Origin of the sequence: Streptomyces sp. LaBMicrA B280, assembly GCF_049222185.1 — a bacterium.
In the GTDB taxonomy this organism is placed as follows: Bacteria; Actinomycetota; Actinomycetes; order Streptomycetales; family Streptomycetaceae; genus Streptomyces; species Streptomyces murinus.
The window spans coordinates 1-18884 of record NZ_JBMJCT010000016.1 but is presented as its reverse complement, the minus strand read 5'-3'; the positions used below and the strand labels follow the sequence as shown (position 1 = coordinate 18884).

Genomic DNA, 18884 nt, shown 5'->3' with positions numbered 1-18884 from the left:
AACCCGGACACGGAGGAACGTACGTGGCTGCTTCCAGCGCCCCACCCCAACCAGAAGGCGCGCGCAAGGACTTGGTCGAAGCTCTACAAGAACTGCATCGTGCAGCAGGCCGGTTGAGCTTCCGGAAGGTGAGCACGCTCATCCGGGGCCGCGACGACAGGCTCTCGGACGCCAGCCACGAGAGCGTCAGATCCGCCGTCCAGGGAATACGAGTGCCGCGGTGGCAGACCGTGCACGACATCGTCAGGGCCCTGGCCGGGCAGTGCAGTCCGCCCCGGGACGAGGATCTCGAGACCGCCAGGTTCCTCCCGCTGTGGCGTGCCGTCGACGAGGGGGAGTCGGGGGCGCTGAAGTCCTTCCAGGAGCTCGTCAACGGAGGCTGGGGAGGTGAGGACGGCAAGTGGACGCCGGAGATGGTCATGGGCATCCTGGTGAATCCGTTCAGCGCCATCGAGATTCACCCCTCGCTCGCCGCCCCGCACGAGCCGCTGATACCCGAAGACCACTGGGTGCAGGCGATGATGCGGTTCATCGAGGAGCAGGGAGCCGAACACGCGCTCAGGGTCTTGCTGCACACGCTGAAGGGCGACTACATAGGCGCGGCGGAAGGCTCGCCGTACGGCTACAGCAACCCCGATCGGGAGGCCATGGAGGCGTACGCGGCTTTCCGCTACGGCTGCCAGGAGATACTCCGGCGGCTGAGTCACGAACCGAATCTCCTCGCGGAGTCGATCCGTGCCATGCGTGCCGACGAGACGATGGACCGGGACGACCGGGCGGAGATGCTGGAGAACGAGTCGGACGTGAGTCTGATGCACGAGGTGATGATCGTGACCCCGGACACCTGGGACGAGGTTTCGGAGGAGGCGCATCACATGGTCTTCGGCTACCTGATCAAACAGATCAGCCCGGTCGGCCCGCTCGGGCTGCCCGATTCCGAGCGCTTCCAGATCACGTGGCGCATCCCTGAGCCGACCGCGGAGTAGTACCGCTCGTTTCGTGCGCGGGGCCCGCATGACGAAGGCTGCCACCCGCGCGGGTGGCAGCCTTCGTCATGCGGCGATCGAGGCTTACACGTCGAAGTACAGCTCGAACTCGTGCGGGTGCGGGCGCAGCTGCAGTGGGGCGATTTCCTGGGTGCGCTTGAGGTCGATCCAGGTCTCGATCAGGTCGGACGTGAAGACGTCGCCCTGGAGGAGGAACTCGTGGTCGGACTCCAGGCGGTCGAGGACGGCGCCGAGGGAGGTCGGGACCTGGGCGACGCCCGCGTGCTCCTCGGGGGCCAGCTCGTAGAGGTCCTTGTCGATCGGCTCGGCCGGCTCGATCTTGTTCTTGATGCCGTCCAGGCCCGCGAGGAGCAGGGCCGAGAAGGCGAGGTACGGGTTGCCGGAGGAGTCGGGCGCGCGGAACTCGACGCGCTTGGCCTTCGGGTTGGAGCCGGTGATCGGGATACGCATCGCGGCGGAGCGGTTGCGCTGCGAGTACACCAGGTTGATCGGCGCCTCGAAGCCCGGCACCAGTCGGTGGTACGAGTTCACCGTCGGGTTGGTGAAGGCCAGCAGCGACGGGGCGTGCTTGAGGATGCCGCCGATGTAGTAGCGGGCGGTGTCGGACAGGCCCGCGTACCCGGCCTCGTCGTAGAACAGCGGGTCGCCGTTGCTCCACAGCGACTGGTGGACGTGCATGCCCGAGCCGTTGTCACCGAAGATCGGCTTCGGCATGAAGGTCGCGGTCTTGCCGTTGCGCCAGGCCACGTTCTTCACGATGTACTTGAAGAGCTGGAGGTCGTCGGCGGCGGCGAGCAGCGTGTTGAACTTGTAGTTGATCTCCGCCTGGCCGGCCGTGCCCACCTCGTGGTGCTGGCGCTCCACCTTCAGGCCGGAGTTCTCCAGCTCCAGGGAGATCTCGGCGCGCAGGTCGGCGAAGTGGTCCACCGGCGCGACCGGGAAGTAGCCGCCCTTGTAGCGGACCTTGTAGCCGCGGTTGTTCTCCACCGCACCGGTGTTCCAGGCGCCCGCCTCGGAGTCGATGTGGTAGAAGGACTCGTTCGCGCTGGTCTGGAAGCGCACGGAGTCGAACACGTAGAACTCGGCCTCGGGGCCGAAGAACGCGGTGTCCGCGATGCCGGTCGAGGCGAGGTAGGCCTCGGCCTTGCGGGCCACGTTGCGCGGGTCACGGGAGTACTGCTCGCCCGTGATCGGGTCGTGGATGAAGAAGTTGATGTTGACCGTCTTGTCCCGGCGGAACGGGTCGACACGGGCCGTGGACAGATCGGCCCGCAGCGCCATGTCGGACTCGTGGATGGCCTGGAAACCGCGGATCGAGGATCCGTCGAAGGCCAGCTCCTCGTCCGGGTCGAACGCCTCCGCGGGCACGGTGAAGTGCTGCATGATGCCCGGCAGGTCGCAGAACCGGACGTCGATGAACTTGACGTCCTCGTCCGCGATGAACTTCTTGGCCTCGTCGGCGTTCTGGAACATCCAGCTCCTCCTACTCCCGACCGTCCTCGCCGGGGTGGTAGATCGTTCGTGCGGCCAGTGCGGTGGCACACGCTCGTCCTGACCCTAGGGACGGGTGATTTCTCCGGCGTGACCCGATTGTTTCGCAGAAGTTAACCGGCCACTCCTCAACCGTAGCGCCGGGACACCCCGGCGTCCCCCGGTCATATGGGGACGCAGTACCGTGGTCGGGTGGACAACAGGCAGGCAATCGGATCGTGGCTCTCCGGCCCTCGCGCGGCCATGGAAGACGCCGGCGCGGACTTCGGTTACCGGGGTGAACAGCTGGGCCTCCCCGAGGAGGGCCCCAACTCGCTGGCCCGGCCGGGCAGGCGGCTCGGGGCCATCGCGGTCGACTGGGCGCTGTGCCTGCTGATCGCATACAGCTTGATCACGCATGGCTACGACCAGGGCACCGGCAACTGGGCGCTCGGCGTCTTCTTCGTCATGAGCGCCCTGCTGGTCGGCACCATCGGCTTCACCCCGGGCAAGCGACTGTTCGGCATCCGGGTCGTGGCCCTGGAGACCGGCACCGTCAACCCGCTGCGCTCCCTGGTCCGCACCGCCCTGCTGTGCCTCGCCATCCCGGCCCTGGTCTGGGACCGCGACGGCCGCGGTCTGCACGACCGGCTGGCGAAGACGGTCGAGGTCCGCGTCTGAGCCCTTACGGGGGCGAGCGGTACGACGATGGGGGCGCCCGGTGTGACACCGGGCGCCCCCATCGTCGTACTACGAGTCGTGCCGCGAGTCGGACCCGCGTCGCGGGCCTAGCGGCCGCTCTTGCCGCCCTTCGGCATCCGCATGCCCTTGGGCATCGGACCCTTCGGCACCGGCATGTTGCTCATCAGGTCGCCGAGCGCGCGCAGCCGGTCGTTGGTGGTGGTCACCTGGGGGCCGGTCAGCACCCGCGGAAGCTTCAGCATGGTGGTGCGCAGCTTCTTCAGCTCGACCTGGCCGTCGCCGGTGCCCACGATGATGTCGTGCACCGGCACATCGGCGACGATGCGGTTCATCTTCTTCTTCTCGGCGGCCAGCAGGCTCTTCACCCGGTTCGGGTTGCCCTCGGCGACCAGCACGATGCCGGCCTTGCCGACCGCGCGGTGCACCACGTCCTGGCTGCGGTTCATCGCCACCGCGGGGGTGGTGGTCCAGCCCCGGCCGACGTTGTCCAGCACCGCTGCCGCGGCGCCCGGCTGGCCCTCCATCTGCCCGAAGGCGGCCCGCTCGGCCCGGCGGCCGAACACGACCGCGGCCCCCAGCAGGCCGACCAGCAGACCGAAGATGCCCAGGTACACCGGGTGGCCCAGCAAGAAGCCGATCACGAGGAACACCGCGAGCGTGCCGAGACCGACCGCCGCGAGCACAAGGCCGATCTTGGTGTCGACCTTGCGGGTCATCTTGTATGTGAGGGCGATCTGCTTCAGTCGCCCGGCATTCGCGGCGTCCGCCGCGGTTTCCTTCCTCGCCATGGCACGAAGTCTACGTGGCCCCGGGAGCGCGGACGACGGCAGTGCCCGGGAGGGGCGACGGTGCTAGGAGCCGTCCGCGGACCGCTCGTAGAAGCGCTGTGCCTCCACCCGGTCCTTGGCCCGGCGGCGGTCCTCCAGGACCGAGGTCCAGGCGTTGCGGCGGGCGGTGCGCTGGCCGCCGCTCATCAGCAGCGACTCGACGGCGCGGAGGGCGTCGGTGAGGGAGGGGATGGCGGTGGCGCGTACCGGCGGGGCCTGCATGGTCGAGATACCCCCTGCGAGCGGGTGGTGTACGAGGCGTGATTCGAGGGTCACTGATCGGTGTTACCAGGGCGTGTCCGAGCGGTCAAACACCAATGAAGCCTTGATATGGGACCCACAAACCCTGACGCGGCCCTGACGGGCGCCCCCATCAGGGAGGACGGTCAGGACCGCGTCGAACCGGCCGCTACTGGCCGGTAATCACTTGTGCGCGAATTCACACGCCCAAAAGGCGCGGGTGCTCACCCGCCGGGCTCACACCGCCTGGCCGGCGACGTAGCTCCCGCGCTTCTCGATCGCCATCTGGTACAGCCGGCCGGCGCGGTACGAGGAGCGCACCAGCGGGCCGGACATCACACCGGAGAAGCCGAGCTCCTCGGCCTCCTCCTTCAGCTCCACGAACTCCTGCGGCTTCACCCAGCGCTCGACGGGGTGGTGGCGCACGGAGGGGCGCAGGTACTGCGTGATGGTGATCAGCTCGCAGCCGGCCTCGTGCAGCTGCCGGAGCGCCTCGCTGACCTCCTCACGGGTCTCGCCCATGCCGAGGATCAGGTTGGACTTGGTGACCAGGCCGAAGTCACGGGCGTCCGTGATGACCTTCAGGGACCGCTCGTAGCGGAAGCCGGGGCGGATCCGCTTGAAGATCCGGGGCACCGTCTCGACGTTGTGCGCGAAGACCTCGGGGCGGGACTCGAAGACCTCGGCCAGCTGCTCGGGGACCGCGTTGAAGTCCGGGGCGAGCAGTTCGACCTTCGTACGGCCGTCCGCGCGCTCCGCGGTCTGCTGGTGGATCTGGCGCACGGTCTCGGCGTACAGCCAGGCGCCGCCGTCCGCCAGGTCGTCGCGTGCGACACCGGTGATGGTGGCGTAGTTGAGGTCCATCGTGACCACGGACTCGCCGACCCGGCGGGGCTCGTCGCGGTCCAGGGCCTCGGGCTTGCCCGTGTCGATCTGGCAGAAGTCGCAGCGACGGGTGCACTGGTCGCCGCCGATGAGGAAGGTGGCCTCGCGGTCCTCCCAGCACTCATAGATGTTCGGGCAGCCGGCTTCCTGGCACACCGTGTGCAGGCCCTCGCTCTTCACGAGGTTCTGCATCTTGGTGTACTCGGGGCCCATTTTCGCCCGGGTCTTGATCCACTCGGGCTTGCGCTCGATGGGGGTCTGGCTGTTGCGGACCTCCAGGCGCAGCAATTTGCGTCCGTCGGGTGCGACTGCGGACACGACCGGCTCCCTCAGCTTTGATTCTTCGGCGTCCCCCAGGGTACGCCCGTGTTCTGCACGCCCTGGCGACGAGATCAACCTCATGACCGCAGGGCGCATTCCCGTTCGGGGGATCGTCAGGCGGACGCCTTCTCGATCGGCCGGGGCCTCAGGTCGGCGCCCTCCAGGACCTCCCGCAGATGCTTCTCGGCCACCGGTACGACCTCCTCCACCGTGATGTCCCGGCCCAGCTCGCTCGCCAGGGAGGCCACGCCCGCGTCGCGGATGCCGCAGGGGATGATGCGGTCGAACCACTTCATGTCGGGGCAGACGTTGAACGAAAAGCCGTGCATGGTGACGCCCTTGGCGACCCGGATGCCGATCTGGGCGATCTTGCGGTCCTCGCGGCGCTGGCCGGCGTTGGAGGGGGCGTACTCGGGGCCGTTGAGACGGGGGTCGAACTCCTCGTCGGTCAGCCGGGGGTCGAAGTCGAGGGAGAGGCCGCCGATCGCGGGCCGCCGCTCGACGGGGTCGCCGAGCACCCAGACGCCGCTGCGCCCCTCGACGCGGGTGGTCTCCAGGCCGAACTCCGCGCAGGTGCGGATCAGGGCCTCTTCGAGGCGCCGTACATGCGCCACCACGTCCACCGGGCGCGGCAGCTTCTGGATCGGGTAGCCCACCAGCTGGCCGGGACCGTGCCAGGTGATCTTGCCGCCGCGGTCCACGTCGATCACCGGAGTGCCGTCCAGCGGCCGCTCGCTGTCCTCCGTGCGCCGGCCCGCCGTGTAGACCGGGGGGTGCTCCAGGAGCAGCAGGGTGTCCGGGATCTCATCGGCGAACCGGGCGGCGTGCACCCGGCGCTGCTCGTCCCATGCCTCCTGGTAGTCGACGGCCTCCGCGCCGAACCCCATACGGACGAACCGCAATTCACTCACGGCAAGCGCCTCCCTAGCGATGTCAGGCACGTAACGCGCCCACGTCACTGTACGTCCGTCCGTGAGCCGTCAGCCCTGCGGGCAATCCTCACACGATCGGATGAATGAAAGCTGAAGTATCCGAGCGGGTGCTCACTCTCCGCTACATTCGCGCCGTCCATGAGGCCAAAAGGGCTGCTCACAGGCAATCCCGGCACTAAAGACGCCCGGAGGCAGGAGACCGCACCACAGATGACGGACCGACCCGCGCAGCGCACCCCCAACCGCCAGCTCGCCGCGCTCATCGCAGAGGCGGGGTTCTCCAACGCGGGTCTGGCCCGGCGCGTCGACCAGCTCGGCCTGGAACACGGGCTGGATCTCAGATACGACAAGACCTCCGTCACCCGCTGGCTGCGCGGTCAGCAGCCGAGAGGTACGACGCCCGCGCTGATCGCCGAGGTGTTCACCCGCCGGCTCGGGCGCCGGCTCTCCGCCCAGGATCTCGGCCTGGACGCGTGTGCGCCGGTGTACGCCGGGCTGGAGTTCGCGGCCACCCCGGAGGAGGCCGTGGACATCGTCAGCGGGCTGTGGCGCAAGGACTCCGGCAGCCATGCCGAGCTGCGCAAGATCGCGTTCACCCCGGCGGGGCTCGTGGTGCCCAGCCGGGACTGGCTGATCGGCAAGCCCGACGACCGGGTGGCCCGGGAACCGGCGCCCCGGGTGCCCGCACAGGGGCGGCCGGGCGTGCTGCGGACCCCGGTCGGACGGCCCCGGGCGCGCGGCCCCCTGGAGCGGATCCCCGGGCACCGGGTCGGCGCGGGCGACATCGCCGCGCTGCGCTCGGTGGGCGAGCTGTTCCGCACCCTGGACGACCGGTTCGGCGGCGGGCACGCGCGGCAGGCGCTGGTGCGGTACCTGGAGCACGAGTGCGAGCCGATGCTGCGCGGGAGCTACGACGAGAGCACTGGGCGCCGGCTGTTCTCGGCCGCCGCGGACCTGACCCGGCTCGCGGGCTGGACGTCGTACGACATCGCCGCGCACGGGCTGGCCCAGCGGTACTTCGTGCAGGCGCTGCGGCTCGCGCAGGCGGCGGGGGACCGGCCGTACGGCTCCTTCGTGCTGGTCACGATGAGCAGGCAGGCGGTGTATCTCGGGCACGGCAGGGAGGCGGTGCAGCTCGCGCGGGTCGCCCAGCAGGGGATCGGCACCGGGGGACCGCCGGCCGTGCAGTCGCTGCTGCACGCGGCGGAGGCACGGGCGCACGGGGTGCTGGGGGAGGTGCGGGCGTGCACGGCGGCGCTGGTGCGGGCCGAGCGGGCGCTGGAGGCGGCCCGGCCCGGGGACGAAGTGCCGTACTGGGCGCGGTTCTTCGACGAGGCACAGCTCGCGGACGAGCTGGGGCACTGCCACCGCGACCTCCAGCAGTTCCGGGCGGCCGCACAACACGCGGAGCGTTCGCTTCAATTGCGCGCCCCCGCGTACGCCCGCAGCCGGCTGTTCTGCCGGGTCGTCCTCGCCACGGCCCGCCTCGGCCTCGGCGAGCTCGACCAGGCGTGCGCGCTGGCCACGGAGGCCGCGGCCCAGGCCGCCGAGATGCGCAGCGCCCGCGCCATCGAGTACATCCGCGACTTCGAACGCCGCCTGGAGCCCTACAAGGACGCGGCCCCGGCGCGGACGTACCACGAGAAGGTGGCGGCCCTGAACTGACGCCGCGCCCGGCCGACTTGGCCGGGAGCGGGCGCGGTTCCGCCGGGTCACGCCGTCGTGGTGGCCCGGCGGCGCGGGGTCAGGCCGCCTTGGGCAGGGTCGGGGCCGGGTCGGCCGCGTGCAGGGAGCCGGTGGTGCCCAGGTCCGAGAGGATGGACCTGGCGGCGCGGTGCGCGGAGTGGAGGGCGCCCTGGAGGGTGCTGGTGCCGCGGTGGTCGCCGCAGACGTAGAGGCCGGCCAGGAGGCGCACCGGGCGGCGGAGGTCGTGCGGGGGGCGCATGACCGGGACCGCCTCCGGGGTGTGATGCACGGCCAGCGTCTCCCAGCGGCGCGTGGACATGCCGTACAGCCGGGAGAGATGGATGCGGACCGCGGTGTCCACGCCCTGCGGCGGGGTGCCCAGCACCGTCGAGGAGATCAGCACCCGCCCGCCCGGCGCCCGGCTCGGGTCCACGTTGCTGAGCACCGACGTGTGCGCCACCGGGCCGCCCCGGTCCGCGTCCAGCAGCAGCGACGCCCCGGTGGCGAACGCCGCCGCCGGCTCGTCCGTCGTGTGGTGGACCACCGTCACCGGGTGGAACTCCGGCACCCTGAGCCCCGGCAGCAGCTCCGCCGCCGAGCGCGCGTCGGTCGCCAGCAGCACCGCGCGGCAGCGGATCTGCCCGTGCTCCGCCGTGGTCACCGAGGTCGTGGACACCGAGGTGACCCGCACCCCGGTGTGCACCGTGCCCCGCGGCAGCGCCCGCGCCAGCACCTCCGGCAGCATGTCCGCGCCGCCCTCCGGCACACACAGCCGCCCGCCCGCGAACGCCCGCAGCGCGAGGTCCGCACACCTGCTGGACGTCGTCAGCTCCGGGTCGCACAGCAGCGCGGCGAGCAGCGGCCGCAGGAACCCCTGGACCGTGCGGGCCGGGACCCCCCGGGCCGCGAGGGCCTGGGCCGCGGGCAGCTCCGGGCGGGCGAGCAGCCGTTCGACCGGCATCGCGGCGATCCGGCTCAGCGCCGCGCCGAGGCGCGCCTGGTCCACGCCTGGTCCATCGCGCCGCCCACCGGCGCGCCACCGCCCCTTCCGGGCGGCGCCGCCGCCCCCCTGGGGGCGCTCGCCAGGGCGCGCACCGCATGGAGTGCGCCCCTTGCGCCTCCTCCGTTCGCCGGGGCGCCCGCCCGATGGGTGCGCCCGTCGCGGTGCAGCAGCACGCCCGGCGCGAAGGACCGCAGGACCAGGGAGTCCAGCCCCGGCGTCAGCCGGAGCTCGGGATACGCCGTGGACAGCAGCTGTCCGATCCGGTCGAGCCGGAAACCGTCGACCTTCTCCGTCGCCATGCGGCCGCCGACATAAGAGGCGGCCTCCAGGACTGCGGTCGTTACTCCTGCGCTGGTGAGCCGGTGGGCCGCCGAGAGTCCGGCGATTCCGGCCCCCACGATGACGACGTCCACCTGGTTCGCGGGCTCAAGCACGAGGCCCCTCCTGTGGTTGCGCTGAGCGGTCGGTGGAGACGTTGTGCCCCCAACCGGCTTCAGGGATACCCGAGTTCGGGTCGAGTATCAGCGCCGTGATCGGTCGTAAGGAGTCGCGCATGGACAGGGCACGGTCGCATAGAGGTCGCATACGGTCACATCCGTTCCGCGCGCCGCACGACGCCCTTGCGCGCCACCCCGAAGCGCCCGCGCGCGCCCGGAGCGCGGACAGGAGGGTCGCTGGGCCGCCCGGAGCGCGGACAAGGAAACCCCGTAGGCCGCCCGGGGGCCGCACACTTAGGGTGACCACCATGCCCGAGCCGCACATACGCCCCGCCACGCCCGCCGACGAGGAACCCCTCGCCCACCTCGACCGGGCCACCTGGTCCACATTGCACGCGGTCATGCCCCGCCCCGAGCCGCCGTACCCGCCGCTCTTCGACGAGCGCCACCGCCCGGCCGACTTCCTCGTCGCCGAACTGGCCGGCCGTGTCGTCGGCTATGTCCGTCTCGCCCAGATGATCCCGCTGCCCGCCCACGCGCACATCCTCACGATCCAGGGCTTCGTGGTCGCCGAGGAGGCCCGCGGCCGGGGTCTGGGCCGGGCGCTGATCCGGGCCGCCGTGGCCGAGGCCCGCGCACGCGGCGCCCGCCGGCTGAACCTGCGGGTGCTCGGCCACAACACCCCGGCCAGGAAGCTCTACGAGGCCGAGGGCTTCACCGTGGAGGGCGTCAGCCCGGAAGAGTTCTTCCTCGACGGCGCCTACGTCGACGACATCTCCATGGGCCGCGCCCTGTAAGCGGACCGGGCGGACCTGGCGGCCAGGGTGGCCAGGAGGGTCAGGGCGGCCACGCTCAGCCCACCAGCGCGCCCGTGTCCACCGCCGCCGTCGCCGTGGCCGCCCGCCGGGCGTCCGCCGCCACCTCGGACGCCGTCAGCACGTACCCCGTCTCGGCGTCCGAGGTGGAGCGCGCGAACACCACCCCGAACACCCGGCCGTCCGTCGTCAGCAGCGGCCCGCCGGAGTTGCCCGGCCGGACCGTGGAGCGGATCGAGTAGATCTCCCGGGTGACCGCGCCGTCGCTGTAGATGTTCTGCCCGGTCGCCCGCACCAGGTTCCCCACGGTCGCCGCCTGGAGATTCAGGCTGCCGTCCTGCGGATAGCCCGCCACCACCGCCGAGTCCCCGCGCGAGGCACCGGTGTCGAAGCGCAGCACCGGAGCGTTCAGCCCCGGCACGTACAGCACCGCCACATCGCGGTCGGGGTCGAAGAGCACCACCCGCGCCGGATACACCGGGCCGACCCCGCCCACCCGCACGCTCGGCCGGGCGATGCCCGCCACCACATGCGCGTTGGTCATCACCCGCCCCGGCGCGAACACGAACCCGCTGCCCTCCCGGCCCTCGCTGCCCGAGACCCCCTCGATCTTGACCGTGCTCGCCTTGGCGGCGTTCGTCGCGGCCGCCGTGACGCTGTCTCCGGTGGGGCGCGGCACCTGCGCCGTCGACTCGTTCTCGAACGGATTGAAGACCTGCGGGAAGCCCGCGTCGGTGAGCGCCGAGGTGGCCCGGGAGAACCAGGCGGGCGTGGTCTCCGGCATCGTCCGCTGGACGGCGCCGAGCAGCGAGGAGTCCCGGATCGCCGAGGTCAGCGCGGGGGAGGGGGCCGCGCTGAGCACGCTCGCCGCCACCCAGGCCACGATCAGCACCGCGACCGCGTTGGCCGCCGCGCCCCCGACGCCGTCCACCACCCGCAGCGGGCCCTTGTCCAGGCCCCCGCGCAGCCGCAGCGCGAGCCGGCCCGCCAGCTCATGGCCCAGCGCGGCGGGCACCAGCACGGTCAGCACCGCGAGCACCGTCGCCGTGGCCGTGCCCCGCGCCACCTGGCCGGTCACCCACGGCAGCGCCCATACGCCGACGACCGCGCCGCCGACGAACCCGGCCAGCGAGACACACCCGGCCACCAGGCCGCGCCGGTAACCGGACGCGGCGTACAGGAGGATCACCAGCACCAGCAGCAGGTCGAGCAGGTCCACGGAGCCGCCTCTCTCTCCGGACCCCTCACACGGGCGGGTCGGGCCCGCTGAAGGGTCACAGGTACATGATCGGGCGCCGCGGGCGAACCGGCCACGTGTGCCTGTATCCGCAGAAACGTCCCGGACCGGGACGTCGGTTCCGCCAGGTGGCACAGCGCACATCGCGGGCAGGGGTGAGCGGTCCGAGAGTGGGACCATGTCCGTCGTCCGAAGAGCCAGGGGGACCCGCGGCTCGCTCACCGCACGACCGCCGCGCCCGCCCCGGCCGAGTCGGCTCCCCGGCCCGCTGCTGGTGCTGCTGGGCTCCCTGCCCGGTCTGATGGCCGTCCTCGCGCTCGCCCTGTACGCGCGCGGCGTGGAGCGGCCCGCCGCCCTCGATCTGCGCTCCGCCGCGCCCGGCACCGGGAGCACCCACCTCGCCGGGCGGCCCCTGATCGTGCCGCGCTCCGCCTGGCTGGCCGGCGCCCCCGCCGGGCACAGCCAGCCGCCGCCGCGCTACGACGACAAGGTGATCGCCGTCTTCGTGCACCACACCGACTCGTCCAACGCCTACAAGTGCGCCGACACCCCCGAGATCATCCGCCGTCTGTACGCCGGGCAGACCGGCGCCCGGCGGTGGGACGACATCGGCTACAACTTCCTCGTCGACCGCTGCGGCACGATCTACGAGGGCCGGGCGGGCGGCGCCGACCGGGCCGTCACCGGCGCCCACGCACAGGGCTTCAACCACCGCACCGCCGGGATCGCCGCGATCGGCACCTTCACCGCGGGCGTGCCGGTGCCGCGCGCCATGACGGACGCCATCGCGGCCCTCGCCGCCTGGAAACTGGGCCCGGCCGACATCGATCCGCGCGGGCGGGTGCGGCTGGTCTCCAGCAACGGGCACAGCCGCTTCCGCGCGGGCACCGCCGTCACGCTGCCCGCCGTCTCCGGCCACAACGACGGCTTCATGACCAACTGCCCGGGCGCCGCCCTCACCGCCCGCCTGCCCGAGATCAGGGAGACCGCGGCCCGCCTCCAGGGCCGGGCCCCCACCACGCCGACACCGCGCGCCACGCGCACCCCGTCCGCCCCTCTCAGCCCCCTCAGTCCCTGAAGCGCTCCCAGAGCCTCGGATAGAGCTCGGCGAGCAGCGCCTCATCCTCCAGGTCGACCGGGGTGCCCGCCGGTTCCGCGGGCGCGGGCGGGATCCCGAGGTCGGCCGCCACGGTGCCGGTGAGCTGCTCGTACGCCTCGTCGGCCGCGTACCCCAGCTCCTCCGCGTCGCCGTCGACCTCCTCGTCGAAGTCGCCCAGCAGCCCGGCCAGCGCGTCCGGGTCGTGCAGGGCGCCCTCGAACACCTCCCGGCCCTGGCCGATCAGCCAGCACCGGAAGAAGTCGAACGCGTCGTCGCCCGCACCGTCCAGGAGCACCCAGGCCGCGCCCCACAGGTCCCAGCGGTAGGCCCGGTTGTAGCGGGCCTCGAAGTGACGGGCGAAGTCCAGGACCCGCTCCGGGTCCAGTTGGGTGAGCCGGTCCACCAGCAGCTCGGCCTGGTCCTCGGGATCGCCCCCGGCGGCCTCGCGCGTGCTGTCGACCAGCTCCCAGAACTCCGTCTCGTCCATCACCGCTCCAGCATCGGGCCTTCGCCGATGGGGCGCACGCGGGAGTACGGCGGCCGCGTCACCCCGTTCCGTACAGCGCGGCGAGCCGCGCCGCGTCCCGCACGAAGCGCGCCCGCAGGCTCTCCGGCGCCAGCACCTCCACCTCGGGGCCGAGCCCGGTCAGCTGGGCGTACGCGACCTCCTCCGACTCCACCGGCAGCGTCACCGTCACCCACCCCGCCCCGTCCGGCTCCCCGGCACCGGCCAGCCCCTCCCGGGCGGCCGGGGCGTCGACGGCGCCCGGCAGTCCGCGCACCCCCTCGGGGGAGAGCCGTACGACGGCCTCGGCGCGCAGCAGCGAGCGCGCGAACCGCTCGGCCTGCGCGGACCAGTGGGCGGGCAGGTCGAAGTCCTCGTCCCGGTGGAAGCGGGTGTCCGCCGCGTCGACCGAGGTGAACCGGTCGACGCGGTAGGTGCGGAAGGCCCCCGGATCCGGCACCCGGGCGCACAGATACCAGGCGCCCGCCTTCAGCACGAGTCCGTACGGCTCCAGCAGCCGCGCCACCTCGCCGTCCCCGCGCCGGTAGCGGGCCGTGACGCACCGGTCGTCCCACACCGCCGAGGCCAGCGCGGGCAGCAGCGCGGGCGTCTCGGGCGCGCGGAACCAGCCCGGCGCGTCCAGATGGAAACGCTGGGCCGCGGCCCGGGGAGCGTCCTGGAGGGAGGGCAGCAGCGCCGCCGCCACCTTCAGCCGGGCCGCCGACGCCGTGTCCGCGAGCCCCATCTCCCGCAGCGCCCCCGGCACCCCGCTGAGGAACAGCGCCTCCGCCTCGTCGCGTCCCAGCCCCGTCAGCCGCGTCCGGTACCCCCCGACCAGCCGGTATCCGCCGGCCCTGCCCCGGTCCGCGTACACCGGCACCCCCGCCTCCGACAGGGCCTGCGCGTCCCGGGTCACCGTCCGCTCCGACACCTCAAGCTCCCGCGCCAGCTCACCGGCGGTCATGGCCGCCCGCGCCTGGAGGAGCAGGACCATCTTGATGAGCCGGGCCGCACGCATGGCCCCATGATGCCGGGAGGCACTGACAAAGAAGGGGTACGGCGAGCAGCCGTACCCCTTCTCGGAACCGCGGTGACTACAGCCCGTACTTCTCCCGGGCCTCCTTCACCGCCGTCGCCTTGACCTCGCCGCGCTTGGCGAGCTGGGCGAGGGCGGCGACCACGATGGACTCGGCGTCCACACCGAAGTGGCGGCGGGCGGCCGGACGGGTGTCCGAGATGCCGAAGCCGTCGGTGCCGAGCGAGGACCAGTCCTGGTCGACCCACTGCGCGATCTGGTCCGGGACCTGGCGCATGTAGTCGGAGACCGCGAGGACCGGGCCCTCGGCGCCCTGGAGCGCCCGGCGGACGAACGGCACCCGCTCCTCGCCGCGCAGCAGGGCCGCGTCGGCCTCCAGCGCGTCGCGCCGCAGCTCGGTCCAGGACGTCGCCGACCAGACATCGGCCGCGACACCCCACTCCTCGGCCAGCAGGCGCTGCGCCTGAAGCGTCCAGTGGATCGCCGTACCGGAACCCAGCAGCTGGATGCGCGGGGCGTTGGCCGGGACGGTCACGCCCGCGGACTCCGCGGTGTTGAAGCGGTACAGGCCCTTGACGATGCCCTCGTCGACACCGGCGACACCGGGCTTCGCGGGCTGCGGCAGCGGCTCGTTGTAGACGGTGAGGTAGTAGAAGACGTTCTGGTCCTCGCCCGGCTTCGCCTCGCCGTACATCCGGCGCAGACCCTCGCGGACGATCACCGCGACCTCGTAGGCGAACGCGGGGTCGTACGACAGCGCGGCCGGGTTGGTCGCGGCGATCACCGGCGAGTGGCCGTCGGCGTGCTGGAGGCCCTCGCCCGTCAGGGTCGTACGGCCGGCCGTGGCGCCGACGAGGAAGCCGCGGCCGAGCTGGTCGCCGAGCTGCCACATCTGGTCGGCGGTGCGCTGCCAGCCGAACATCGAGTAGAAGATGTAGAACGGGATCATCGCCTCGCCGTGCGTCGCGTACGCGGTGGACGCGGCGATGAAGTCGGCCATCGAACCGGCCTCGGTGATCCCCTCGTTGAGGATCTGGCCGTTCTTGGCCTCCTTGTAGTACATCAGCTGGTCGCGGTCGACCGGCTCGTACGTCTGGCCCTTGGGGGAGTAGATCCCGAGCGACGGGAAGAGCGACTCCATGCCGAAGGTGCGCGCCTCGTCCGGGACGATCGGCACCCACCGCTTGCCGGTCTCCTTGTCGCGGACCAGGTCCTTGACGAGGCGGACGAAGGCCATGGTGGTCGCCACGTTCTGCGACCCGGAGCCCTTGTCGAAGGAGGCGAACGCCTTCTCGGCCGGGGCGGGCAGCGGGGCGAGCGGGTGCGTACGGCGGGCCGGGGCCGGGCCGCCGAGGGCCGCGCGGCGCTCCTGGAGGTAGCGGACCTCGGGGGAGTCGGCGCCCGGGTGGCCGTAGGGCACCACGCCGTCGGCGAAGTCGCTGTCCTTGATCGGCAGGCCGAGCAGGTCCCGCATCGTCTTGAACTCGTCCACCGTCAGCTTCTTCATCTGGTGGTTGGCGTTCTTCGACGCGAAGCCCTCGCCCAGGGTGTGGCCCTTGACCGTCTGGGCCAGGATCACGGTCGGCGCGCCCTTGTGCTCGACGGCCGCCTTGTACGCGGCGTAGACCTTGCGCGCCTCGTGACCGCCGCGGGAGAGGTGGAAGCACTCCAGGATCTTGTCGTCCGAGAGCAGCTTCGCCATCTCCGCCAGCGCCGGGTCGGCGCCGAAGAAGTCCTGGCGGATGTAGGCGGCGTCGCGGGTCTGGTACGTCTGCACCTGCGCGTCCGGCACCTGGCGCAGCCGGCGGACCAGCGCGCCCGTGGTGTCGAGCGCGAACAGCTCGTCCCAGGCGGTGCCCCACAGCGTCTTGACGACGTTCCAGCCGGCGCCGCGGAACTGGGCCTCCAGCTCCTGCACGATCTTGAAGTTGGCGCGGACCGGGCCGTCCAGGCGCTGCAGGTTGCAGTTGATGACGAAGGTCAGGTTGTCGAGACCCTCGCGGGAGGCGAGTGCGAGGGCCGCCGTGGACTCCGGCTCGTCCATCTCGCCGTCGCCGAGGAACGCCCATACGTGCGAGGACGAGACGTCCTTGATGCCGCGGTTGGTCAGGTAGCGGTTGAAGCGCGCCTGGTAGATCGCCGACAGCGGGCCGAGGCCCATGGAGACGGTCGGGAACTCCCACAGCCAGGGCAGCCGCCGCGGGTGCGGGTACGACGGCAGACCGTCGCCGCCCGCCTCCTGGCGGAAGTTGTCCAGCTGCGCCTCGCTCAGACGGCCGTCCAGGAAGGCGCGGGCGTAGATGCCGGGGGAGGCGTGGCCCTGGATGTACAGCTGGTCGCCGGACCCGGCGGCTTCCCCGGTGTCCTTGCCCTTGAAGAAGTGGTTGAAGCCGGTCTCGTAGAGCCAGGCTGCGGAGGCGAAGGTGGCGATGTGGCCGCCGACGCCGTGCTTGCTGCCCCGGGTGACCATCGCGGCCGCGTTCCAGCGGTTCCAGGCGGTGATCCGGGCCTCCAGCTCCGGGTCACCGGGCAGGCCCGGCTCCGCGGAGGTGGGGATGGTGTTGACGTAGTCCGTCTCCAGCAGCTTCGGCAGCGTGATGCCGCCCGCCTCGGCGCGCTCCAGCGTGCGCCGCATCAGGTACGCGGCGCGATGCGGGCCTGCCTCCCTGGCCACGGCGTCCAGGGAGGCCTGCCATTCGGCGGTCTCCTCAGGGTCGCGGTCCGGGAGCTGGTCGAGCTCGCTCGGCTGGATGGCGTGGGGGTCGGTCATGTCGCCGCCTTCCTCAGTCGAAGGGGGTTCCCTCATCGGTAAGGGTTCGGGGGTGCCCTTGGTCTTTGGCAGGACAGGGCAGAGGACCTCGGGTGGAAGTCCGTCGGTGACTGTAACTCCCTGATCGATGATCGATCAAAGGGTTGAGCGGGAAAACCTCTTGATTCCAAGAAAGTCGGCACCCGGTGCCTTGGAACTGGGCACCCGGTGCCGTATTTGATCAGGGATTTCCCAGGTGAGCGGGGGTGTGCTCGGGTGCGGCCGCGTCAGTCGGGCATCAGCCGGACGTCAGATCAGGCGCGGGGGGCGCAGCCGAGGACGTGCGCCTTCGCCAGCTCCGCGATCCGCGGGTCCCGGCGCTTGAACGCCTGCACCAGTTCCTCGTGCTCCTCGGCGTACGACTGCTGCACCGTGCCCAGCCAGCGGATCGACAGGGCGGTGAAGACCTCGATGCCGAGGCCCTCCCAGGTGTGCAGCAGCACCGAGTTGTCGGCGGCGCGCACGAGTTCGCGGTGGAAGCCGACGGTGTGCCGCACCTGCGCGGTGCCGTCGGCGGCGCGGTCGGCCTCGTACAGGGCCAGCACATGGGGTTCCAGGGCCGAGCAGTCCAGTGCGAGGCGGTCGGCGGCCAGCTCGGCGGCGATGGCCTCCAGGCCGGCCCTGACCGGGTAGCTCTCCTCCAGGTCGGCCGCGGTGAGATTGCGGACCCGGACGCCCTTGTTCGGCGCGGACTCGATCAGCCGCAGCGTCTCCAGCTCCCGCAGCGCCTCGCGCACCGGGGTCTGGCTGACCTCCAGCTCGGTGGCGATACGGCGCTCCACGATGCGCTCGCCCGGCTGCCAGCGCCCGCTGACGATGCCCTCCACGATGTGCTCGCGGATCTGTTCGCGCAGCGAGTGGACTACGGGCGCGGTCATGAGGGCTCCTCCCGGGGGCTGACATCTAGACAATACGGCGGCTTCGCTCGGCGGGAGTGTGCGCGGGGGGCGCTTCGGCGCAGGTGAGACGAGGCTTACACGGGAGGCATGGCGACAAACACGAACACCCCGCCCGGAACGTTCCGGACGGGGTGTCGTACCGCTTGATCAGGCCAAAAGCCTCGATCGGGGTCAGAGGCCGAGCTCGACCTCGAACTCGCCCGCTTCCAGGATCGCCTTGACCGCCGTCAGGTAACGGGCCGCGTCGGCGCCGTCGACCAGGCGGTGGTCGTAGGAGAGGGTCAGGTAGGTCATGTCGCGGACGCCGATGACCGTGCCCTCCTCGGTCTCGATGACGGCCGGACGCTTGACCGTGGCACCGATACCGAGGATCGCGACCTGGCCCGGCGGCACGATGATCGTGTCGAACAGGGCACCGCGCGAACCGGTGTTGGAGATGGTGAAGGTCCCGCCGGACAGCTCGTCCGGGGTGATCTTGTTGGCACGGACCTTGCCCGCCAGCTCCGCCGTGGCCTTGGCGATGCCCGCGATGTTGAGGTCGCCGGCGTGCTTGATGACCGGGGTCATCAGGCCCTTCTCGGAGTCCACCGCGATACCGACGTTCTCGGTGTCGAAGTAGGTGATCGTGCCCTCGGCCTCGTTGATCTTGGCGTTGATGACCGGGTGGGCCTTCAGCGCCTGCGCGGCGGCCTTGACGAAGAACGGCATCGGGGAGAGCTTGACGCCCTCGCGGGCCGCGAAGGAGTCCTTCGCCTGGCCGCGCAGCCGCATCAGCCGCGTCACGTCGACCTCGACGACCGACGACAGCTGGGCCTGCTCGTGCAGCGCCTTGACCATGTTGTCGCCGATGACCTTGCGGATGCGCGGCATCTTGACGGTCTGGCCGCGCAGCGGGGAGGCCTCCAGCGCCGGGGCCTTCTTGGCGGCCGGGGCGGCCGCGGCGGCCGGAGCCGGAGCGGCGGCGGGCGCCTTCG

16 protein-coding genes and 1 pseudogene are annotated in these 18884 nt (G+C 71.7%); 5 read left to right on the top strand and 12 right to left on the bottom strand.

What is annotated here, in order from left to right; genetic code table 11:
• Positions 1-23: 23 nt before the first annotated feature.
• The gene (locus ACLF5H_RS16180; protein WP_421676771.1) at positions 24-986 is read left to right on the top strand and encodes a hypothetical protein; all 963 of its coding nucleotides are present in this window, start codon (positions 24-26) and stop codon (positions 984-986) included.
• 84 nt (positions 987-1070) lie between these two features.
• Here ACLF5H_RS16180 and glnA read toward each other — a convergent pair whose 3' ends face one another.
• Complete coding sequence (glnA, locus tag ACLF5H_RS16175) at positions 1071-2480, bottom strand: type I glutamate--ammonia ligase (RefSeq protein WP_037652883.1); 1410 nt, start codon at positions 2478-2480, stop codon at positions 1071-1073.
• Positions 2481-2690: 210 nt separating this feature from the next.
• On the opposite strand from glnA, the gene ACLF5H_RS16170 reads away from it, so the two are divergent.
• Complete coding sequence (locus tag ACLF5H_RS16170) at positions 2691-3158, top strand: RDD family protein (RefSeq protein WP_086807630.1); 468 nt, start codon at positions 2691-2693, stop codon at positions 3156-3158.
• A gap of 107 nt (positions 3159-3265) precedes the next feature.
• Here the strand turns inward: ACLF5H_RS16170 and ACLF5H_RS16165 are convergent, their stop codons facing one another.
• The 4 genes from ACLF5H_RS16165 to lipB all read right to left on the bottom strand — a co-directional run bounded on the left by ACLF5H_RS16165 (position 3266) and on the right by lipB (position 6363).
• Positions 3266-3967 (bottom strand): DUF4191 domain-containing protein, encoded by a 702-nt coding sequence (locus ACLF5H_RS16165; RefSeq protein WP_393952956.1) that lies wholly within the window; start codon positions 3965-3967, stop codon positions 3266-3268.
• A 63-nt stretch (positions 3968-4030) separates the two neighbouring features.
• Positions 4031-4228 carry a hypothetical protein gene (locus ACLF5H_RS16160; protein ID WP_421676770.1) on the bottom strand — a complete coding sequence of 66 codons (198 nt, stop codon included), beginning with the start codon at positions 4226-4228 and terminating at the stop codon, positions 4031-4033.
• Between the two features lie 255 nt (positions 4229-4483).
• Positions 4484-5449, bottom strand: coding sequence for a lipoyl synthase (gene lipA, locus ACLF5H_RS16155; RefSeq protein ID WP_421676769.1), 966 nt, complete (start codon positions 5447-5449; stop codon positions 4484-4486).
• 116 nt (positions 5450-5565) lie between these two features.
• Complete coding sequence (lipB, locus tag ACLF5H_RS16150; RefSeq protein WP_421676768.1) at positions 5566-6363, bottom strand: lipoyl(octanoyl) transferase LipB; 798 nt, start codon at positions 6361-6363, stop codon at positions 5566-5568.
• Between the two features lie 231 nt (positions 6364-6594).
• Between lipB and ACLF5H_RS16145 the strand changes: the two genes are divergently transcribed.
• On the top strand, positions 6595-8049 hold the full coding sequence (locus ACLF5H_RS16145) for a regulator (protein ID WP_421676767.1): 1455 nt from the start codon (positions 6595-6597) through the stop codon (positions 8047-8049).
• Positions 8050-8128: 79 nt separating this feature from the next.
• Here ACLF5H_RS16145 and ACLF5H_RS16140 read toward each other — a convergent pair.
• Positions 8129-9507 (bottom strand): annotated as a pseudogene (locus tag ACLF5H_RS16140) (NAD(P)/FAD-dependent oxidoreductase).
• 311 nt (positions 9508-9818) lie between these two features.
• Here ACLF5H_RS16140 and ACLF5H_RS16135 point away from each other — a divergent pair.
• Entirely contained in the window at positions 9819-10307 is a 489-nt protein-coding gene (locus ACLF5H_RS16135) for a GNAT family N-acetyltransferase (RefSeq protein WP_421676766.1), read from the top strand.
• Positions 10308-10362: 55 nt separating this feature from the next.
• Here the strand turns inward: ACLF5H_RS16135 and ACLF5H_RS16130 are convergent, their stop codons facing one another.
• Positions 10363-11544: a MarP family serine protease gene (locus ACLF5H_RS16130; RefSeq protein WP_421676765.1), complete on the bottom strand. Its 1182-nt coding sequence runs from the start codon at positions 11542-11544 to the stop codon at positions 10363-10365.
• Between the two features lie 196 nt (positions 11545-11740).
• On the opposite strand from ACLF5H_RS16130, the gene ACLF5H_RS16125 reads away from it, so the two are divergent.
• Positions 11741-12640, top strand: coding sequence for a peptidoglycan recognition protein (locus tag ACLF5H_RS16125; protein ID WP_421676764.1), 900 nt, complete (start codon positions 11741-11743; stop codon positions 12638-12640).
• Here ACLF5H_RS16125 and ACLF5H_RS16120 read toward each other — a convergent pair.
• The 5 genes from ACLF5H_RS16120 to ACLF5H_RS16100 all read right to left on the bottom strand — a co-directional run.
• Positions 12630-13148, bottom strand: coding sequence for a DUF4240 domain-containing protein (locus ACLF5H_RS16120; RefSeq protein ID WP_421676763.1), 519 nt, complete (start codon positions 13146-13148; stop codon positions 12630-12632). The two genes, ACLF5H_RS16125 and ACLF5H_RS16120, sit on opposite strands and share 11 nt — an antisense overlap.
• A 58-nt stretch (positions 13149-13206) precedes the next feature.
• The gene (locus tag ACLF5H_RS16115; protein ID WP_421676762.1) at positions 13207-14184 is read right to left on the bottom strand and encodes a helix-turn-helix transcriptional regulator; all 978 of its coding nucleotides are present in this window, start codon (positions 14182-14184) and stop codon (positions 13207-13209) included.
• A 76-nt stretch (positions 14185-14260) separates the two neighbouring features.
• The gene (aceE, locus tag ACLF5H_RS16110; RefSeq protein WP_421676761.1) at positions 14261-16972 is read right to left on the bottom strand and encodes a pyruvate dehydrogenase (acetyl-transferring), homodimeric type; all 2712 of its coding nucleotides are present in this window, start codon (positions 16970-16972) and stop codon (positions 14261-14263) included.
• A 293-nt stretch (positions 16973-17265) separates the two neighbouring features.
• Entirely contained in the window at positions 17266-17889 is a 624-nt protein-coding gene (locus tag ACLF5H_RS16105) for a GntR family transcriptional regulator (protein ID WP_421676760.1), read from the bottom strand.
• Positions 17890-18081: 192 nt separating this feature from the next.
• Positions 18082-18884 (bottom strand): 2-oxo acid dehydrogenase subunit E2 (locus ACLF5H_RS16100; RefSeq protein ID WP_421676759.1); only part of this gene is annotated, 803 nt, incomplete at its 5' end.